Origin of the sequence: Pseudomonas sp. 8 R 14 (genome assembly GCF_900005955.1) — a bacterium.
GTDB classification, from domain to species: domain Bacteria; phylum Pseudomonadota; class Gammaproteobacteria; order Pseudomonadales; family Pseudomonadaceae; genus Aquipseudomonas; species Aquipseudomonas marginalis.
In genome coordinates this window covers 164,279-182,646 of the sequence record NZ_CVTH01000038.1, presented here as the reverse complement: position 1 = coordinate 182,646, position 18,368 = coordinate 164,279, and the positions used below count along the sequence as shown (strand labels likewise).

Genomic DNA, 18,368 nt, shown 5'->3' with positions numbered 1-18,368 from the left:
ACAGGGCTTGCCTTGTCAGGGTATTTCAAGGCAGGCTCTGGGGTGTGCATTATTCCCATCACCGTGTCAGGTATTTTTTATGTCGCTACGCGTCTGTATCCTGGAAACCGATATCCTGCGTCCAGGCTTGATCGATCAATACCAAGGCTACGGGCAGATGTTCAAGCGCCTGTTCTCCAAGCAGCCGATTGCCGCCGAATTCGTTGTGTACAACGTGGTGCAGGGCGAATACCCGTCGGACGACGAAGTGTTCGACGCCTACCTGGTGACCGGCAGCAAGGCCGATTCCTTCGGCACCGACCCCTGGATCCAGACCCTCAAGACCTACCTGCTCGAACGCTATGAGCGCGGCGACAAGTTGCTGGGCATCTGCTTCGGCCATCAATTGCTCGCGCTGCTGCTGGGCGGCAAGGCCGAGCGCGCTGGCCAGGGCTGGGGCATGGGCATTCACGATTACAAACTGGATACCAAGGCGCCGTGGATGAGCCCTGAAGTGCCAGAGCTGACGCTATTGATCAGCCACCAGGACCAGGTCACCACCTTGCCGGACAATGCCACGGTCATCGCCTCCAGCGAGTTTTGCCCGTTCGCCGCCTATCACATCGGCGACCAGGTGCTGTGCTTCCAGGGGCACCCGGAATTTATCCATGATTATTCCCGCGAGTTGCTGGAGATTCTTCAGACGACCCTGGGTGAAAAAGTCTACACAAACGGCGTCGCCAGCCTGGCGCGCGACCACCACGGCGTGACCGTGGCGGAATGGATGATGCGCTTCGTGGCGCACAAGCCTGAGGCCCGGGTTTAAAGCCAGCCCGAGCGCTTGAAACTGGCCCACAAGCCCGTGCAACCGAACGCAATAAACCCGAGCACAGCAAAATAGCCGTAGTGCCATTGCAGCTCGGGCATGTTCTGGAAGTTCATCCCATAAATCCCCGCCACCGCGGTGGGGAACGCCAGGATCGCCGCCCACGCGGCAAACTTGCGCTGCACCACGCTCTGGCGCGACGCTTCGAGCAATACACCGATCTCGATGGTCTGGCTGGCGATATCGCGCAGGGTGGTGAGGTCTTCCATTTGCCGCGTGACGTGGATCTGCACGTCACGGAAATACGGGCGCATGTTCTTGTCGATAAACGGGAAGCTCAGCTTCTGCAGTTCCTGGCTGATCTCCACCATCGGCGCCACATAGCGCTTGAGTCGCAGCACGTCGCGGCGCAGGCCATGGATCTTCTGGATATCGCGCTCGCTCAGCGAGCTGCATAGCACGTTGTGCTCCAGTTCATCGATCTCGGCGTGGATCGCCTCGCTGACCGGCTGGTAGTTCTCGGTGACAAAATCCAGCAGGGCATAGAGTACGAAATCTTCCCCATGCTCCAGCAATAACGGCCGAGCCTCACAGCGTTGCCGAACAAAGCCGTAGGACGCCGAATGGCCGTTACGCGCAGTGATGATGTAGCCGTTGCCGGCGAAGATATGGGTCTCGATAAACTCCAGCTTGCCGTTCTCGCGCACCGGTGAATAGGTGACGATAAACAGTGCGTCGCCGAAGGTTTCCAGCTTGGGGCGGCTGTGTTTTTCCAGGGCATCTTCGATGGCCAGTTCATGCAGGTTGAACTGGCGTTGCAGGTTGGCCAGCTCCTGCGCGTTGGGCTCTTCCAGGCCGATCCACACAAAATGCCCGGGTTTGGCGGCCCAGGCCGCGCCTTCGTCGAGGGTGATATCAGTGACTTTCTTTCCGGCGCTGTACACGGCGGCCGCAACAACTCTACCCATGGTGCTGATCACTTCTTATTAGGAGGACAGGTGTTGGGCAGCTTAGCTTGAATGACGTTCCGTTGCGGCGTTTGCAGGTGCTCGCTTTTTGTGACGAGCAAGCTTGTTTGCGTGGGGGGCCAGGCCCCTCGGAAGGTGTTCAGGCAGATTGCACGTCGCGATCCATCGCAGCAATGCACTCATCCATCTGCGCCTGACAGGTCTGCATCAACTGCGGGATGTCATCCGAAGTCAGGCCCGCAGTAGGAACCGGCGGCAACGAACGTATGAGCACATCACCGCTGTTCCAGCGATTGAGCTTCATATGGGTGACGTAATTGCTGACACACACCGGCACGATGGGCACGCCAGCGGCGATGGCCATATGAAACGCGCCTTTCTTGAACGGCAACAGGCCTTTGCCCAGGTTGCGCGTGCCTTCCGGAAACACCCAGATCGACGTGTCCTGATGCTGCAACGTATGAGTGGTGGTGAGCATCGCGCGACGTGCCTTGTGCGCATTGCCGCGGTCGATCAGCACATTGCCCGCCAGCCAGAACAACTGGCCGAACAGCGGTACCCATTTCAGGCTCTTTTTGGCGATACACACAGTGCGATGGGGCACCACGGTGCCCAGCACAAACAGGTCATAGTTGGACTGGTGGTTGGCGATGATCACACACGTACCAGGCTTGTTGCGCAGGGAGTCTACATCGGTCTTCACCTTCAGCCGCAGGATCCACATGGCCGGCAGCGCATAGAGACGCGCACACAAGCGGCTGTTGTCCGGGTTGAACGGCCGGCAGGCCCCGAGCAGCACGCCCAGTACACCGGCCACCATAAAGTGCAGGCCCATCAATAACATGCGTAACAGAAAAAGCATCGACACGGCCCATCGGGATAAAAGGTGGCGCAGTGTACGGATGTGCACTGAATTCGGCAATTACCCGTAAAGAGGTAGGAGATAGGCGATGTTTAAGCACATGTTTCAACATGTGCCGATATAGGCAGGCTAGAGTGGCTAAAGATGTTTCGGATTCATTTGTACGAAAAAGCCCGACGCAAGGTCGGGCTTCGATGTTTCGGTTGTAGGGCTTAACTCAGGATATGCCCCTGATCCTGGATGATTGCCTCATCCAACGCCTCCAGCAGCGCCTTACGCACCTTCAGCTTGGTGTGCTTATGGGCGTTCATATTCAGCTTCTTCAACTGACGTGCCGCTTCCAGCGCCGCCGCCTGCAGCTCTTCAGGTGCCACCACCTTGTCGAGGAAACCGGCCTGCAATGCGCCTTGCGGGTCAAACATCTCGGCATTGATCACCGACCGATGAAACGCCGACTTACGCAGACGGTCCCGCGCCAGCTCGATACCGGCGTGGTGCATGGTCATGCCGATCGCCACCTCATTCAGGCCAATGCTGAACGGGCCTTCCACCCCAATCCGATAATCCGCCGACAACAACAGGAACGCACCCTTGGCCACCGCATGCCCAGGGCACGCCACAATCACCGGGAACGGGTGGGACAACAGGCGACGCGCCAACGTCGAGCCCGACGTCACCAGGCCGATGGCTTCTTTAGGGCCGGCTGTCATTACCTTCAAGTCATAACCACCCGACAGGATCCCCGGCGTGCCGGTGATGATCACCACCGCCCGATCTTTCTCGGCCTGGTCCAGCGCTGTATTAAACGCACTGACCACATCCGGAGAAATGGCATTCACCTTGCCGTTGCTCAGGGTCAGGGTCGCGATACCGTCTTCGAGGTGGTAAGCAATCAACTCACTCATGACGCGGTTCCTTGTAGGATTTGTTATAGAGAGGCTGTTTATAAAGGCGCATGCGCAGACGTTACCCACCACGCCCGCCCCGGTAAAGCGCCGTGACTGACTGCCCAGTCAGACTTTCCCCGCAAGGAGAGCACTGGAAGGCCTGGGGCAGGGCGCAACACCGACCCCAGACACAGGCCGCCCATGCCCAAGAATGGCAGAATCACCACCCCTTGCCGGGCGACTACCGGCATAGCCGTCTAACCGCATGAAAATTCTGAAAAAAACCTTTGCCATCAGAAAGGCTTTCGACTACATTAGCGCGCCTCGACAGACTGAACTGGTTTGACGAGATACGGTGAAGTGTCCGAGTGGCTTAAGGAGCACGCCTGGAAAGTGTGTATACAAGAAATTGTATCGAGAGTTCGAATCTCTCCTTCACCGCCACATTCTTAAAACGCAAGCCCCTGATTTTCCTAGAGAAAGTCGGGGGTTTGTGGTTTTTGGCGTCTGAAAATTGGCCATATGGGACAGATCTGGGACAGATGGGTTTTTTCGCTAGGTGCTGAGCTACGCTTGTTGAAATGGGAAACCCCACCAAAAACGCCGAAAACCCCCGCCTTACACTGGTGGCTTACAGCTAACCAGCCCCAGGAGGGGCAGCACCATGACTTTTACTTCGATTGATCTTAAAGCCCAATCCATGCCGCGCGCAGCGCGATCGTGCCGGCCGCACATCCCGTTGCTCGGGCCGGTGGTCAGCGGCCCAGTGGCACAGCCAATTACCTATGCCAATCCGTTTTCGGAGCTGGCGGTTTCGACATTTCATCGAAGGCCTGCCCCGGTACCGGCGGCTGTGCTTACAATGGGCTATCATTCAAAAGGAGTTGTACCGATGGCGATTGAAGATATTAAGCAGCTGCGCACCGTGAACGGCATTACCCAGGCACAAGGACTGTTAGATAAGGGCTGGGTGATTCTGGCGGTATGCGTTATGCAGGACGGAACCAGTCAATACGCGGAGTACCACCTGGGCTTCTCGGACCAGCCCAGCACGCGTAAAAGTTTGGCAGAGTTGGGCGCTACCCTAGCTTAAGGGGCGCGTTACTCATAAGAGACTGCTTATATAAAAGGCTCCGACACTTGATTTTGTGCCGGAGCCTTTTTGTTTGTCATTGGAAGTATCTAGATTGAATCAGTCCATCCTGCTGCGTTGATAGTCCATTCTATCGACGGATGAGAGACGCTGACAAAAGCTTCACTTCCTTCCAGCATCAGTTCTACGTTTCCCATTTCCCCTGATGCATAAGCAAGCAGTCCTTCCCCACCATCCCTAGTCGAAATTCTCATCATCAATGGTACTCGTGTGTCTGCGGAGTGCATTCGGTAAGCAATAGAAATATGCGTCGCAGTAGGAGGAATAAACTTATCTAGCTCTACTCGATGATCAGGCATCCAATGCTCCCTTTGCTTCACGGTCGACTGCTCTGCAACCAACTGAGTCTTCCTCAGTGACTGGAATACACTTTCCCCGGTCATGCCAGCTCCGACATACATCAAAATTGTACCCACGATTGCTACTAACCCACCCGTTACAGCGCAGGCGAGGCCAATTAGGTTCAGCTTGTCACCTAATCCCATTGCCATTATTGATTCCATCGCAAGGCCACCTAATTGGTGTGAGGGTGTAGTGTAGCGGCCGAATTGATTTTTCTACCAGATGAGCGCGCGATCTGTTGGTGCTTCGTATGATTTTAGTTCCAGAGGCGCGGCGCTGATGCTTTTCAAACGTCAGCGTCTGCATCGCTATATAGATGACCAAGTTTAAGCATAGAGATATTCGGTCAGAGCTTTAACGCTAACTGCAGCATCCCCACAACATCCGGCCCGTTCTCATTGATCCACGTCCCGTAGTGCTGACGGATCATGTTCCCGTTGGTATGCCCCATCTGCTCGGCAATCCAGTCAATTGAAGCTATCCCTGTGGTCAGCAGCTGACTTGCGTACGTATGCCGGCACTGACCAGGTCCGCGATAGCGAACCCCGGCAGCGAGCAAATGAGCCTTGCAAAACCTGTCCCGTACCACGAAGTCGCTGACGTGCGGCAGGCCGCTTTTCGTATTCAGAAACACAAAGTGCAATTTATGTTGCCGCACTGTCTTGTTATCCCGCTCTACGATATCAACGGTTTCCGCCTTCTTTTTTCGATTGAGTGCATCGATCTTCTGCAGAGCATCCCAGGCCGGAGCTAGTAGATGGACCTTGCGCGTTGATCGCCGGGTTTTGGTCACCCGGTAAGCCCCGCGCACCTTTGACCGACGGAACGTCACCGTGCCTTGCTCCAGGTCGACATCCTCCCAAGCCAGGGCAATGGTCTCGGACACCCGGGGGCCGGCCCATATCATGAACTGAACCATCAAAAGCTCCTGCGTGCGGTTGGTGTGGGTTTCCAGGATCTGTTTGATTTCCGCCCTGGTGAACGGGTCGGGTGCTTCGGGATCTGGCAGTCGCACCATTAAACCCTCGGTCGGGTCGTGCGCCACTTTCATCCTGGTGCGATAGAGCCGGAACACCTGGAGGACGTTGCTGATGATGTCGCGGATGGTCTTGTTTTTGAGCGTTTTCGACAGGGTTACCTGTATCCATTCCTGCAGATCCAGGTGGTCGATATTCTGGATTTGTACCTTCCCCCAGCGTGGCCGTACGTGAACCTCCGCCTTGTTGGCGTAACCCCGATAGCTGGAAGCCGCGACGCTGTTGGCTTTGATCTTTAACCACAGGTCCAGGTAATGGCCGAATGTGTTTTCCACCAACTTGACCGAGTTGGGAAAGTGCCGTGCGTAATCGAAGGTGCCGGCCTGAATTTCGTACTCGATGATTTCGACCATGCGCTTAGCCTGGGCCACGTTGGCCGGCGTGTTGCCGCCCGGGATTGCTTCCCGGCATTTCTCCCCGTTGTATTGAAAATAGATTCTCACGGATTTCCCGCGAGCTTCGACCCCACTCATGTAAACCCCTAACGCTGTGCTTGTGTATCGACAGTCTGACGATCGGAAACAAAAAGGCCCGTTTCCGGGCCAAGTATCTGGTAGCGCATCTTCTGGTGGACACTGCTTACCGTTTAGGCTTGTGGCTACGTAGATGGGCGTTCTGCAGCTGGCGCAGCCGGCTGCATTTCAAGTGACTGCCCTGGACGCGCCAATTGCCGCATTGGTCGCAAACACTGGTGTAGTCAATGTTCCAGACCGGCCTTCGCTTCCGGGTGCCGGACAAGACCTACGCCAAGGTCAAAGCCCCGTTTTTCTACAGCCTGGCTGCCGGCTATCTGGCAATGGACAGCCTGGCGAGCGTCTTCAACATTCCCGACTTTATCTGGCAGCAGCAGGGCGACGGCGAGGTGTTCGTGGGCAGTTGGGCCGACAGCTTCTTTGGCATCCGCTCGCCGCTGCAGCTGCCTGTTGAACTATTCGACGGCTACCAGGGCAACCAGAGCGCAATGATCGCGGCCCTTCCAGGACTACGACCAGGTGCAACCATCAACCAGGGCGAGAGGATCACCAGCGTGACCTTTGCCGGCAACCAAATGGCGATCAAATGGACGACGCAATCCGTCGCAGCGTAGAGCGGCAATTTCCCGAACTTACCGGCGGTTACCACCTGCCACGCTTTGGCCGGGTGGTGGCCGTGCCGGATGCGCCGGCGGCGCCAGGCCTGTGTGATGACTTCCGACCGCGCTTTGGCGTCGACGTGGAGGTGCTGCTGCCTGATGGCGAGCCGGATCCAGCACTGCCGATCCTGACCGGCCTGCCACTGCCGGCACCGATGGGCGGACAAGAGGCAGGCATGTTCGGTTTCCCGGAAGAGGGCACCACCGTGGTGGTCAGCTTTGCCTATGGTCTGCCGCATAAGCCCTTTATCACGCAGATCCTGCCCCACGGCCTGAGCCTGCCCCGGGTGCCGAAGGGCGACCAGGTGTGGCAGCACAGCGAAGCTTGCCAGCAGCGTGTCGACGCCGACGGTAACTGGCTGCGCCAAACGGACGGCAAGATCCAAGATAAGGCGATCGAGCGGGAAGTGGAGGCGATGCAGAACACTGAGAGCTTCCAGAGCCACACCAGGACGGTGGACGACCATTCAACTGAGTCGGTGGGTGGGATAAAGAAGATCGAGGCGCTGGGGGCACTCAAGCTGCTGTCGGGTGGATCTGCGAGCTTGGCGGCGGTGGATGATCTGCACCAGGCTACCGGGCGAGACTTGAATTTAGTGGTAGGGCAGAAGCATAACGCCACGGTGGGCGGCGATATGGAGGAAAGGATTCAGGGCATGCGCGAGAGCGTGACGGCAGTCAGTCAGCGCCTGCAATCACCTAAAAACTGGATGGGGTCAGAAAGCGTCAACATCTTTCAAGTGTTATGCGATGCCTTGGAGTTGCTCGAGCAGATGGCTGGTCATATTGCTAGTCATGTTCATGGGGCAAGTCCAGTGCCTTCAAATGCCGCAGAATTTATGGCTGATGCAGCTCAAGCAAGGGAACTGCATGCCTCACTAGCGCCGGTTACTTCCTAAGAGGATCAAAGCGGCGTCAGTTAATCGATATTAATTCGGCTATGCATCCTTCATGCTGCTCCTTTTGTATTCAGCTGAGCTGTTATTCATGGTTTTTCGTATCCGTCGATGCCTAAAGACTTTAGTATTGGACGACGGGGGCTGCCAAGCTTCTCCGAAATTTCAATAAAGTATTCTGCCATTTTCCTGTCTTCGGCATCTATTCCGCGCCAGAAGAAGGGGACATTCGGGTTTTCGAGGCTTTCAATGAATACTATGTGCGTCAAGCAGATAAATATTCTTACGAAGTTTGCTGGATTTTTAAAGTCATTCTTTAATAGATGGATTATAAGATGGCGGTTGAAGCCGTCATTGTTTCCAGAGCTTGATTTGTAGAGTACGTCTTTAAAGAAGATTCTGAATGCGTTCATCACGTCAGATTGGGGGCATATGTGAGTCAGAAAATCGATCTCGATTGCTGAGTTATAGTTTTTTCCTGGATACCAGGCGTATGCTTCTAATCTTCTTCGTCCCCATTGTTTTATAATTTCCTTCAGGTTTTGCTCAAAGACTTCTGCGCTAACATTGTTTGGTTTAGTGCCAAGTTTAGAGTCTTGGATATTCCGCAGTCCTGCCTCAAATACTGGGATAAGGGACATAGTCGCTACGTGGTCCATCCCAAGATAATATGCTTCAATCGCTTCGAATACGATTGTTCTATACTCTTTAAGGGAGTCGCTAGTCGAAAAATATTTGTTAAAGTAAGCGGCTGCGATTTCAGGGGCAAAATATTCATTGAGCCAGTAATCTGCCGCATCTTTTGGGTTCTCAGAGTTGCGCATTTTAAAGAGTTCTTTTATAAACTCGCCTTCACCTACAAAATGAAGTGGCACGGGCAATGATAACGTTAGCGCCGCTTCCTGCGTCCACGTAACTCGTGCCCATTTTTCGTTGTAATATGAAATTGGGCGTTCTGTTACAAAACATAAGCCTTCGTCGGTAGCTATTTCAAAGCCTGGTCTTTCTAAATTTTTAGCGTTGACATCCACGTCTTTGTCTTCGTGCTTGTTAAAAGCTGCGACTATCAACTCAGGAGTGAGTTTTGGATGCCTGCACAACTTTATAAGGGTTTTCTCATACTTCACCATGGAAATCCTTTTTGAATAAGCATCCAGTTATGGTGCGTGTTGAGACGAGTCATGAGTCTCGACACTATATTACTTTGCATATAGGCAACGCCGTTGATGTATGCGGCGCTGTTATTCAGGAGCTGTCGATGCATGATAAGAAAAAAACTCTCTTTCGCCAAGGATCTCGATCCTGTGCTCATTGAAGTGGATTAAGGCGAATTTTGTTTCTGCGCCCCATGGCGGAGTAGGTGCGTTTTCAGACAGGATCACTTCAACTGTTACACCGCCATACAATTTTAAGTGGAAAAAAAATGCGGATCTACATTCGGCCTGTGGGAAGTTGTGCAGTGCCATGCAGTGAGTGTTTTCAGGCAGAGAGCTTAGAGTTTGATAAAATGGGTCGGATGAATCAAGGGCATTAACTTTTATATCTGAAGTTCCTTGCCTAATTTTTGTCTTGATGTTCAGGAAACCCAGGTCGCTTGCATATTTAGCGCCTGCCAGGTAAATAATGAAATTCATTCCTATTTTAGCGAATGCTTGGGTGACTTTGCGATAGTCAAAACCCATCTCTACACTAACAAGCGGCTGGTCAATCGTCGTGTCTGTAAAGCTCACTGTTTCATCGCGTCGATTTACGAATTGTCGAACTTTTGCTAGGTCTTCGAGAATCTTTGATGAGTCGCCAGATTTATAAGTGATTGACTTACCATTGTGATGGTAGAAGCGAGGGGTTAAATAAGTCAAAGAATTATCCACCGCTCGCTTTGTACGTTCTACTCCTTCTTTTATCCAAATGGAGTTTTTAGGTGGTTTTTCGGGCGCGAAAGTCTCACCGAAGGTCATTGCCGGCCCGTCCAACGAAACCATTCGAACAAAAAAACCGTTCCCTTCCGCCCCAGATGTTTTTTCAATTATATGAACTATTTTTTCATTTAAGGTTTTTTTAAGTTGAAGAAGAAATTCTTCCAGTTCGTCAGGGTCTGTTGCGGTGAAATTAATTACTTTCCCTTTTATGTGAACCTGAGGGACGAGTGTTGTCTTCATTTTTGCAGAGATTTTGGTCTCTAGGAGAGTTCCGTCTGTATCAATGATATAGCTGTTTTCAACCTGCATAATAGGTTCGCTGGTCTTCGCCCCCCTATCTCGCCCTGATGTTTGATGAATGAGCCTTGCAAGGGCGCTAGGGGTTTTGCGCGAGAGCTCTACTTCAAGTGTTGAGAAATAATCGTTGCATTTTTTACAAACGCAGTCGGTAAGCAGGAATGAGTTGTCATCCCCGCCTAGTCCTGCTGGAAACATATGCTCACTGTTGAATTTGTTATCTTCACCGCAATACACGCAATTTACGCTCAATGTTATGCCCTTCTGTTTTCTTATTATCTAGCTTAATCGACACCACCAGGACTGCGCATAAACGCACCCATCAGCATACTTTATCCCGTTCAGAACAAAGCCGGTCACCGCCATCCTCGAGAGCGTAGCATCTAGTTGGCGCGGCAGTGGATCTCGCTCGAGCGGCATCCCGACATCCACCCGAGGAACTGCTGACGGTACATGCCAAGCCATGGCAGGCCGAAAACCTGCCACCGAAGAAAAAATCTTGAGAAAAAGCACTTATCCCCCTCCCGCCGACGGGCTTTGTGTCCCTTTTTTGTGCAAACGGGGAGTGGGTTGCAAACGCGGCTCCCGCCCAAGCCCGCTGCGGGGGCTGGGGGATGTTTCGCAATTGCACAGAGTGCAAGGCTTTGCAAAAAAGTGCAGTGGCCTTGCACATGTGTCACGGGGCGGCAGGGGACTGGTCACCGAGGCGAGGTGTCCAGTTTACGGGGACTACGGTTGTGAAAACTGGCTGCAGGTGGTGTTTTCGTTTTCGGCACCGTTCATATCTGAGGTCAACCAGCTGCTCTCGAATCCTACGCAAAACCGACTGTGAGGCCCAGCCTATCTGGGTTTCCAGCACTCTGAGGCATCGCACAGCATCACCATCAATTTCAGGCTGTCAGTCCCAATCAATAGCGTATGGAAAAAACGCGGAAGCGGTGGGCGGATGGCTTTTTTTCAGGCGAGGGGTGGGAAAAGGGTAATTTTAGTAATTGGCAGGTCAGAACGGGCTGGAGCCCTTGTAGGGCGTGGCTTTCAGCCATTACCTTGGAGGGTAATATTAGGTAACGAGAGAGGTAATATTTTGTTCAAGCCCCCAATTTACTGGGTTTGGCGGCTCACTGGCATTACTAGCACTGAAAGTAATTTTCTAACCTATTACTTACCCTATTATTACCTCTATAAAACCATATCAACTAACTGATTTTATTAGGGTTTATCCGGTTTTTCACAGCTCATTACCAAAATTACCTTTTTCCCATGCCTCAACATAAATCGTTCAAAACGCCTGTCGTGACCGTTTTCTGCAACCTGGTGCATTTAAGCCATGGGACTGCCATGGGACAGATCCTGCGCGCACCACCGGGCTGCAGCCCTTGTAAACCGGGGGGCTTGGTTTCGAAAACTGCAAACGGGTAGTTTCGAATCTCTCCTTCACCGCCAAATTCGATGTAAACAAAACCCCTGGTTTCGAGAGAAACCAGGGGTTTTGTGATTTCTGGGGTTTGAAACACTAACCTAATTCAAATCATTCGCTTGGCGTATCCATCCTTCGCCCTATGACGTCCAGCAAGTCACACCCATCGCGTAACGGGATTGAGCACAGTAAGGCAAAATCGCTGAGTACGACCGCATCGCTATTTATTTCACCGCGCAGCGCAAGGTTCTCTAGGACCTGTGTCACGGCACGCAGTCGATAGGTCGCGGCGTCGAGGAGGATTTCCAGTGGTGCGGTTGTATCGACAAAAAGCGCAGGTGTGGCACTGTCATTGCTGGTTAGGGCCATGTATTGGTTCATATGTGGAGCTCCGGTTGTCGAAGGGTAGCAACCACACATTTGTCGCCAAACAAAAGGGTGGCAGCTGTACGCAGGTTGGCGAACCGGGACAATCGGAAAAACCGGCAGACCCGAAGGTCTCCCACGCACAGCTACCATCGAGCAGCTTATTGCGCGCAGAAGCATCCCGCAAATCGCCGGGAGGCATCTGTCGATTTATCCTCGAGTCGCCAAACCCGATCGCCATGTCAGCGACCGAGGGACTATAGGTTGGGCGGTTTTGAAGTGGGAGAGTGGCGCTTCTGAGAGCTTTGTAGGAAGTTGCTCAAATCTATTGCTGCTGCGCAATACATCTCCCTTCAATGCCTATGCCGATGATGCACATCCGGAAAATGCGCATGGCTGTGCCTCAGCGGACTGTGCACATGCACATGGCTATGGGGTTCCGCCGGATCCCACGCAAACCCGTGCTCATGCTGATGGTGTTCATCATGTACATGCCGATGCCCGTGTTCCGTCGCGTCATGCTGATGTTCATGGGCATGCCGTTCCGTCAGGTGCAGCCAAACCCCCACGGCCATCAGCGCTGAGGCAATCCAGAACGCCAGCGTCACTGACTCACCCAACAACAGCACCGCAATCGCAGCACCCAGGAACGGCGCGGTGGAAAAATAGGCTCCCGTGCGTGCGCTGCCCAGTCCGCGCAACGCCAGCACGAACATCACCAGGCTGATGCCATAGCCCAGAAAACCCACCAGCAAGATAGGTGCAAGCCGCGCCATGCCCGGGATCTGCGCCCCGAGATAAAGCGCCAACCCGCCATTCACCAGCCCCGCAATCAACCCCTTGGCCCCGGCGATAAACAGCGCGTCCGATGCAGACACCTTGCGCGTCAGGTTGTTATCGATCCCCCAGCACAGGCACGCCACGGCAACCGCCAGCGGCCCCGTCCAGTCATGGCTGGTGCCACCGCCGTCGGCCCCCGACAGCACCACGCCGCCCAGCACGATGGCGATCATCCCCAGGACGATGCGACGGTCGGCGTTTTCCCTGAACACGACCCAGGCGATAACGGCGGTCAGCACCGATTCCAGGTTGAGCATCAGGGAGGCGGTGGCGCCAGCGGTGCGGGTCAGGCCGAACATCAACGCGACGGGCCCGAGGATGCCGCCGAATGCGATGGCGCCGAGCAGCCAGGGCCATTCCGAAGGGGTTAGCCCGGAGGGTTTCCAGCCGCGATCACGAATAACGCGCACACCAGCGAGGCCGACGCCACTGCCAAGATAGAGCAGGCCGGCGAGCAGCACGGGCGAGAGGCCCAGGCCGAGGTGTTTGGCGAGCGGGGTGCTGGCGCCGAACAGGGCGGCGGCGGCGAGTGCATAGAGGATACTGAGGTTCATGGGCCATCCTCGAAAGGTTGGCCCATGATACGTCGCGGGCTCAGTTGAAAGCCCGAGCGATTTTACTGCGCGGTTTTCAGCTTGATCACATCACCGGAAATCTTGGTGGTGTAACCGCTGAGCACCCAGGCCCAGAACCAGTTTTCCTGCACTTGGGTGTTGATCAGCGCATCGCCGCCTTTTGCCTTGATGGCGGCGTCCTGGGCGCGCACGAAACGGCTGTTCTGGCCGATCGGGATCACGCCGAACAGCATGATGCCGGTGGCGCTGGCTTCGCTGTGACCCAGCACGGTGTACTGGCTGCTGTCGTATTGCGGGGATTTGATGGCGGTGCCGGTGCAACCTGCGAGGGTGAAACCGAGAACGGCTGCTGCAACCACTTTACTGATGTACTTCACTGGGAAACTCCATGGACTAAAGCCCGAGATTCAATTCTCGGGGGCTGCACTTTAATCGCCCCGGCAAGGGATTGAAATCAATCTTCCCCTGTCAGATATGCAACCACGCCAGGCTACCTAACACCACCGCCACACCCGCCGCCGCATAGGACATGCGCTTCAACCACTCCCTCCTCGTCAACAACGTAATCGCCGCCAGCGAAATCGCGATCTGAATCGCGGTCATCGCCTGGGCCCAACGATGGTGCTGGTGCAGGGCCTGCTCGGATTTTTCATCCCATTCCTTTGAGGTCGCCTCTAGTTTCTCCGCTTGCTTGCGTACCTCTTCCTTCTGGCTTTTGTAGCGCTCGATCTCATCCTTGTAATGGGCGGCATCCACACCGGGAATATGGGTCGCGAGTTCCGCCAGGTTCTGCCGGCTGGACTTGGCCTGGTAGTAGTTCCACTGGTTGGCGGCTTCGGTCTTGATGATGGCCGCGTTGTTCTTGTCCATCGCCGCTTCGCTCTCGGTGGAGCCGGCCTGGTAGCTGAGCATGGCGCCAAGGGTGGCCATCAGTGCGGTCATGACGGCGATGCGACTGGCGAAACTGTCGCCGTGGGCGTGGGCGTGTTCGGTGGTGTGTTCGAGGTGTTTTTCGTGGGGGCTGGGGACTTCGAAGGCTTCGGACATGGTGGCGCCGGTGAAGGGACTGAGGGAGTCTGATTCTTCACCAGTGAAGCTGTCTCAAGCCTGTACGTAACGCCGGATCAAGCGCACATACACCGCAATATTGATCGCCAGCACCAATGCGCCCAGGCCCAGCTGGATCTGTGGCGTCAGCCCGGCCGGGTAGATCAGTGTGAGGATGTAATGCTCGATAAACCCACCGCCATAACCGTCCTGCCCGGCGAGGTGGCGGAACAGGTTTTCCCAGCGGGTCAGCGGGCAGGGCAGGTGGAACACTTCGACCGCCACGCCCCACGCAGCGGCGGGTAAGTGCAGCCAGATAACCGGGCGCCATTTCAGCGCCAGCAGCCCACCAAACAGTACGAACAGGATGAAGCACAGGTGGAACAGCACGAGGCTGTCTGCGGCTAGACGATAGAGCATGTTTGGTTTCGCTTTTAGGTGACTGAAGGCGCGGACTGTCCCGTTGAGGCTATAGCTCCAGTTGACCGGGGTTGATGCCAAATGCCTTGGCAATCTTTTCCCGCGTCGTCCGGCGAGGTTTGTTCACCGCCTCTTGCTGGGCAAATGCGGATTGGGAAATGCCCAGGCGTTGGGCGACTTCTTCCTGGGTCAGGTTCAGGTGTTCGCGCCAGGCTCGGATCGGAGTGGCTCCATCTACCAGGCGGCTGACGACCGCGTGAGGAATGAGGTTTGGATCGTTCTGCCGGGCCAGATAGTGTTCATAAGGGATCACCACGAAGGCTGGCTTGCCCTCCGTATTGTGGATGATCTGTATGGCAGTAGGTTCGCTCGTCACGTTTCTTGACCTCTTGAATGCTGACTACCTGGATATTGCCGTCCCAGTCGAAAAGGACTCGGTAATGACCCACCCTTAATCGGTAACCGTGGGGGTGGTTGACCAACGCCTTGACGTTGACTGCCTCGGGCATGCGTTCAAGCGCGAAGACGGCATCGCGTACTTGTTGCTGATGATACGAATGCAATCGAAGCAATTGCTTGACGGTTTTTCGGGTCCAGTGGATTGAGTTCATCAGAGGTTAATAAGTCTTTTATAAGGTTTGCAAGGGGTATTTTTCAAAGGAGAGCTATCGGCCGAACGCTCTGTTCCTACAAACCCTAGACGGCCGCATCGCAGGCGGGCGGGTAAAACTGTTGCCCGGTATGAATCACTGATCGCACACAGACTGCAGTCCTGTGCCGACTCAATACCTGGCCGCGAAGGTTGCTTGCAGGTAACCCAGGCCGTTATTGTGCTGAATCCATTTAGTCCTTCTTCCAGGGTTTGTAGTGATGAATGCACCGCGTACCGCAGTCGGTCCGATCAAGGCCGTGATTTTCGATATGGACGGGTTATTGCTGGATACGGAAGGCATCTACACCGAAGTCACGCAGATCATCGCTGAACGCTACGGCCGAACCTACGACTGGGGCATCAAGCAGCACATCATCGGGCGCGGCGCCCAGGATTTGGCCGACTATGTGGTCAAGGCGCTGGACCTGCCGATTACCCCGGCTGAATTCCTCGAAATTCGCGAACCGCTGATGAGCGAGCGCTTTCCCAAGGCCTTGGGCATGCCTGGCGCGGAAGCTCTGGTGCGGCACTTGAAGGCGCACAACATTCCGATTGCCGTGGGCACCAGTTCGTCGCGCAATTCGTTTGGCCACAAAACCACCTTGCACCGCGAGTGGTTTGGTTTGTTCGACACCATCGTCACCGCTGACGACCCGGAAGTCGGTGCCGCCAAGCCGGCGCCGGACATCTTCCTTACCGCCGCGCGCCGCCTGGGCGTTGCGCCCGAGGATTGCCTGGTGTTCGAAGACTCGCCGTTTGGTGTAACGGCGGCGAAGGCCGCCCATATGACCGCCATCGCCGTGCCCGATGAAGCCATGGCCGACAGCAAGTACCAGCATGCCGACCAGATCATCCGCAAGCTTGCGGACTTCGACCTGGCGGCCTATGGCCTGCCCCCCATCTCCTGAACCAACAAGGTCAACAGGTGGGAGGGGGCAAGCCGCTCCCACATTGGGTTATGCGCTGAAGCCACCATCGATAGTCAGGCTGGCACCGGTGATATACCCCGCTTCCGGCCCGGCCAGATATGCCACGAAACTGGCAATCTCTTCCACGTGCCCGTAACGGCCCACCGCCATCAACCCGATCAGGCTCTCGGCAAAATCACTGTTTGCCGGGTTCATATCGGTGTCCACCGGCCCAGGTTGCACGTTGTTGATGGTGATGCCGCGCGGCCCCAGGTCCCGCGCCAAACCCTTGGTCAAACCGACCAGCGCCGCCTTGCTCATTGCGTACGGGCCACCACCGCCAAACGGCATGCGCTCGGCATTGGTGCTGCCGATGTTGATCACCCGGCCACCTTCACCCATATGCCTGGCGGCTTCCTGGGTGGCGATAAACACGCTGCGCACGTTGATCGCCAAAGTCTGGTCGAAGTCTTCCAGCTTGAAGTCCTCCAAGGGTGCGATGGCCAACACGCCGGCGTTATTCACCAGGATGTCCAGGCGGCCAAAGGCTTCCACGGTGGCGTTGACCGCGTTGCGAATCGCAGTGGCATCGGCGCTGTCGGCGTGGATCGCCAGGGCTTTGCCGCCTTCGCTGATCACGCTGTGCTGCAGGGCTTCAGCCTTGGCGGCCGAGCTGACGTAGGTAAAGGCAACGGCTGCACCCTGTGCTGCCAGGCGCTTGACGATGGCGGCGCCGATGCCGCGGGAACCGCCTTGGATCAAGGCGACTTTGCCGCTGAGGTTGTGTGTGGTCATGTCGATCTCCTGGTCATTCAAGGCGCAATGCCCTGTTGTTGGAGCCGAGTATCGACCTCGCTCGCCGCTGCCGGTAGACCGTGATTGCTATAGTCTGTGTAAACCAAAAGTTTAGAGTGTGGCGTTATGGAAAGCTTTGGCAGTATCGAATGCTTTGTGCGCAGCGCCGAAGGCGGCAGCTTTGCCGAGGCGGCCCGGCACCTGAGCCTGACCCCGGCGGCGGTCGGCAAAAGCGTCGCCAAGCTGGAGGTGCGCCTCGGCGTGCGGCTGTTCCAGCGCAGCACCCGGCGTCTGGCCCTGACCGAAGCCGGCAAGTTGTTCCTGGCCGAAGTCAGCGGCAGCCTCACCACCATCCAGAATGCCGTGGCTAACCTGGCCAGCGCCGAAGGCCGGCCGGTGGGCACGCTCAAGGTCAGCATGGGCACCGTGTTTGGCAATCGCTACGTGGTGCCGTTGCTGGGGGCGTTCATGGCGCGCTTTCCGGATATCAGCCCGGACTGGCATTTCGACAACCGCCAGGTGGACCTGATCGGCCAGGGCTTCGATGCCGCCATCGGTGGCGGTTTTGAGCTGCCCCAAGGGGTGGTGGCGCGCAAGCTGGCGCCGGCGCATCGGGTGTTGGTGGCCTCGCCGGATTACCTGGCGCAGCGCCCGCCGGTGCGCGAGCCCGAAGACTTGTCGCGCTGCAAGGGCATTCTGATCCGCTCGCCGCAAACCGGGCGTATCCGGTCCTGGCAATTGACCAGTGTCGCGCGCGAACACCGCCCGCTGGTGCTCAAGCCCGGCATGACCATGAGCGACTCCGAAGCCGCCTGCTGTGCCAGCGCCCAGGGCCTGGGGATTGCGCTGGTGAGCATGCCCATGGCCGTGCCGTTCCTTGACAGTGGCGCGGTGGTGCGCGTGTTGCCCGGCTGGTGTGTCGACGACGGCAATATTTCCATCTACTACGCGGAGCACAAACTGCTGCCCGGCAAGACCCGGGCGTTTGTGGATTTCATCATCGAGCAGTTTGCCGAGAAGAAGCTGGGCCAGAGGTTCAGCGCAATCTGA

19 protein-coding genes, 1 tRNA gene and 2 pseudogenes are annotated in these 18,368 nt (G+C 55.7%); 7 read left to right on the top strand and 15 right to left on the bottom strand.

Annotation, left to right across the window (positions count from 1 at the left end; genetic code table 11):
- Nucleotides 1-79: 79 nt before the first annotated feature.
- Nucleotides 80-805, top strand: a complete 726-nt coding sequence (locus tag BFQ01_RS07475; protein WP_027603645.1) for an amidotransferase — start codon at nucleotides 80-82, stop codon at nucleotides 803-805.
- Here the strand turns inward: BFQ01_RS07475 and BFQ01_RS07470 are convergent.
- From BFQ01_RS07470 to BFQ01_RS07460, 3 genes are all read right to left on the bottom strand, one after another.
- Complete coding sequence (locus BFQ01_RS07470; RefSeq protein ID WP_027603646.1) at nucleotides 802-1,773, bottom strand: magnesium and cobalt transport protein CorA; 972 nt, start codon at nucleotides 1,771-1,773, stop codon at nucleotides 802-804. The genes BFQ01_RS07475 and BFQ01_RS07470 overlap by 4 nt on opposite strands.
- A 139-nt stretch (nucleotides 1,774-1,912) precedes the next feature.
- Nucleotides 1,913-2,635, bottom strand: coding sequence for a lysophospholipid acyltransferase family protein (locus BFQ01_RS07465; RefSeq protein ID WP_065924809.1), 723 nt, complete (start codon nucleotides 2,633-2,635; stop codon nucleotides 1,913-1,915).
- A gap of 212 nt (nucleotides 2,636-2,847) precedes the next feature.
- Entirely contained in the window at nucleotides 2,848-3,540 is a 693-nt protein-coding gene (locus tag BFQ01_RS07460) for a crotonase/enoyl-CoA hydratase family protein (RefSeq protein ID WP_065924808.1), read from the bottom strand.
- Between the two features lie 336 nt (nucleotides 3,541-3,876).
- Here BFQ01_RS07460 and BFQ01_RS07455 point away from each other — a divergent pair.
- Nucleotides 3,877-3,966: transfer RNA gene (locus tag BFQ01_RS07455), tRNA-Ser, on the top strand.
- A gap of 220 nt (nucleotides 3,967-4,186) precedes the next feature.
- On the top strand, nucleotides 4,187-4,615 hold the full coding sequence (locus BFQ01_RS32825; RefSeq protein ID WP_256097707.1) for a hypothetical protein: 429 nt from the start codon (nucleotides 4,187-4,189) through the stop codon (nucleotides 4,613-4,615).
- An 89-nt stretch (nucleotides 4,616-4,704) separates the two neighbouring features.
- Here BFQ01_RS32825 and BFQ01_RS07445 read toward each other — a convergent pair whose 3' ends face one another.
- On the bottom strand, nucleotides 4,705-5,166 hold the full coding sequence (locus BFQ01_RS07445) for a hypothetical protein (protein ID WP_065924806.1): 462 nt from the start codon (nucleotides 5,164-5,166) through the stop codon (nucleotides 4,705-4,707).
- Between the two features lie 197 nt (nucleotides 5,167-5,363).
- Nucleotides 5,364-6,527: an Arm DNA-binding domain-containing protein gene (locus BFQ01_RS07440; RefSeq protein ID WP_065924805.1), complete on the bottom strand. Its 1,164-nt coding sequence runs from the start codon at nucleotides 6,525-6,527 to the stop codon at nucleotides 5,364-5,366.
- A gap of 233 nt (nucleotides 6,528-6,760) precedes the next feature.
- On the opposite strand from BFQ01_RS07440, the pseudogene BFQ01_RS07435 reads away from it, so the two are divergent.
- Nucleotides 6,761-7,141 (top strand): annotated as a pseudogene (locus BFQ01_RS07435) (hypothetical protein); the annotation flags it as partial.
- The gene (locus BFQ01_RS07430; protein WP_065924804.1) at nucleotides 7,114-8,085 is read left to right on the top strand and encodes a hypothetical protein; all 972 of its coding nucleotides are present in this window, start codon (nucleotides 7,114-7,116) and stop codon (nucleotides 8,083-8,085) included. The pseudogene BFQ01_RS07435 and the gene BFQ01_RS07430, both read left to right, overlap by 28 nt.
- 86 nt (nucleotides 8,086-8,171) lie before the next feature.
- Here the strand turns inward: BFQ01_RS07430 and BFQ01_RS07425 are convergent, their stop codons facing one another.
- The 9 genes and pseudogenes from BFQ01_RS07425 to BFQ01_RS31230 all read right to left on the bottom strand — a co-directional run.
- Nucleotides 8,172-9,209 carry a hypothetical protein gene (locus tag BFQ01_RS07425; RefSeq protein WP_141691254.1) on the bottom strand — a complete coding sequence of 346 codons (1,038 nt, stop codon included), beginning with the start codon at nucleotides 9,207-9,209 and terminating at the stop codon, nucleotides 8,172-8,174.
- Between the two features lie 114 nt (nucleotides 9,210-9,323).
- Nucleotides 9,324-10,535, bottom strand: coding sequence for an HNH endonuclease (locus BFQ01_RS07420; RefSeq protein WP_141691253.1), 1,212 nt, complete (start codon nucleotides 10,533-10,535; stop codon nucleotides 9,324-9,326).
- A gap of 1,291 nt (nucleotides 10,536-11,826) precedes the next feature.
- A complete protein-coding gene (locus BFQ01_RS07415; RefSeq protein ID WP_065924801.1) occupies nucleotides 11,827-12,096 on the bottom strand; it encodes a short-chain dehydrogenase in 270 nt (89 codons plus the stop codon).
- A 338-nt stretch (nucleotides 12,097-12,434) separates the two neighbouring features.
- Nucleotides 12,435-13,475, bottom strand: a complete 1,041-nt coding sequence (locus BFQ01_RS07410) for a DMT family transporter (RefSeq protein ID WP_065924800.1) — start codon at nucleotides 13,473-13,475, stop codon at nucleotides 12,435-12,437.
- Nucleotides 13,476-13,537: 62 nt separating this feature from the next.
- Complete coding sequence (locus BFQ01_RS07405) at nucleotides 13,538-13,873, bottom strand: hypothetical protein (protein ID WP_032887540.1); 336 nt, start codon at nucleotides 13,871-13,873, stop codon at nucleotides 13,538-13,540.
- Nucleotides 13,874-13,964: 91 nt separating this feature from the next.
- Entirely contained in the window at nucleotides 13,965-14,543 is a 579-nt protein-coding gene (locus BFQ01_RS07400) for a DUF4337 domain-containing protein (protein WP_065924799.1), read from the bottom strand.
- Between the two features lie 54 nt (nucleotides 14,544-14,597).
- Nucleotides 14,598-14,963, bottom strand: a complete 366-nt coding sequence (locus BFQ01_RS07395) for a DUF2784 domain-containing protein (protein WP_065924798.1) — start codon at nucleotides 14,961-14,963, stop codon at nucleotides 14,598-14,600.
- Nucleotides 14,964-15,012: 49 nt separating this feature from the next.
- Nucleotides 15,013-15,339 carry a helix-turn-helix domain-containing protein gene (locus tag BFQ01_RS07390; protein ID WP_065924797.1) on the bottom strand — a complete coding sequence of 109 codons (327 nt, stop codon included), beginning with the start codon at nucleotides 15,337-15,339 and terminating at the stop codon, nucleotides 15,013-15,015.
- Nucleotides 15,323-15,574: pseudogene (locus BFQ01_RS31230) on the bottom strand (type II toxin-antitoxin system RelE/ParE family toxin); the annotation flags it as partial. The gene BFQ01_RS07390 and the pseudogene BFQ01_RS31230, both read right to left, overlap by 17 nt.
- A 259-nt stretch (nucleotides 15,575-15,833) precedes the next feature.
- Here BFQ01_RS31230 and BFQ01_RS07385 point away from each other — a divergent pair.
- Entirely contained in the window at nucleotides 15,834-16,523 is a 690-nt protein-coding gene (locus BFQ01_RS07385) for an HAD-IA family hydrolase (RefSeq protein WP_053132697.1), read from the top strand.
- A gap of 48 nt (nucleotides 16,524-16,571) precedes the next feature.
- On the opposite strand, the gene BFQ01_RS07380 is transcribed toward BFQ01_RS07385, so the two are convergent.
- Nucleotides 16,572-17,318 (bottom strand): 3-oxoacyl-ACP reductase family protein, encoded by a 747-nt coding sequence (locus tag BFQ01_RS07380; protein ID WP_027603657.1) that lies wholly within the window; start codon nucleotides 17,316-17,318, stop codon nucleotides 16,572-16,574.
- Between the two features lie 126 nt (nucleotides 17,319-17,444).
- Here BFQ01_RS07380 and BFQ01_RS07375 point away from each other — a divergent pair, with 126 nt between their 5' ends.
- On the top strand, nucleotides 17,445-18,368 hold the full coding sequence (locus tag BFQ01_RS07375) for a LysR family transcriptional regulator (protein WP_065924796.1): 924 nt from the start codon (nucleotides 17,445-17,447) through the stop codon (nucleotides 18,366-18,368).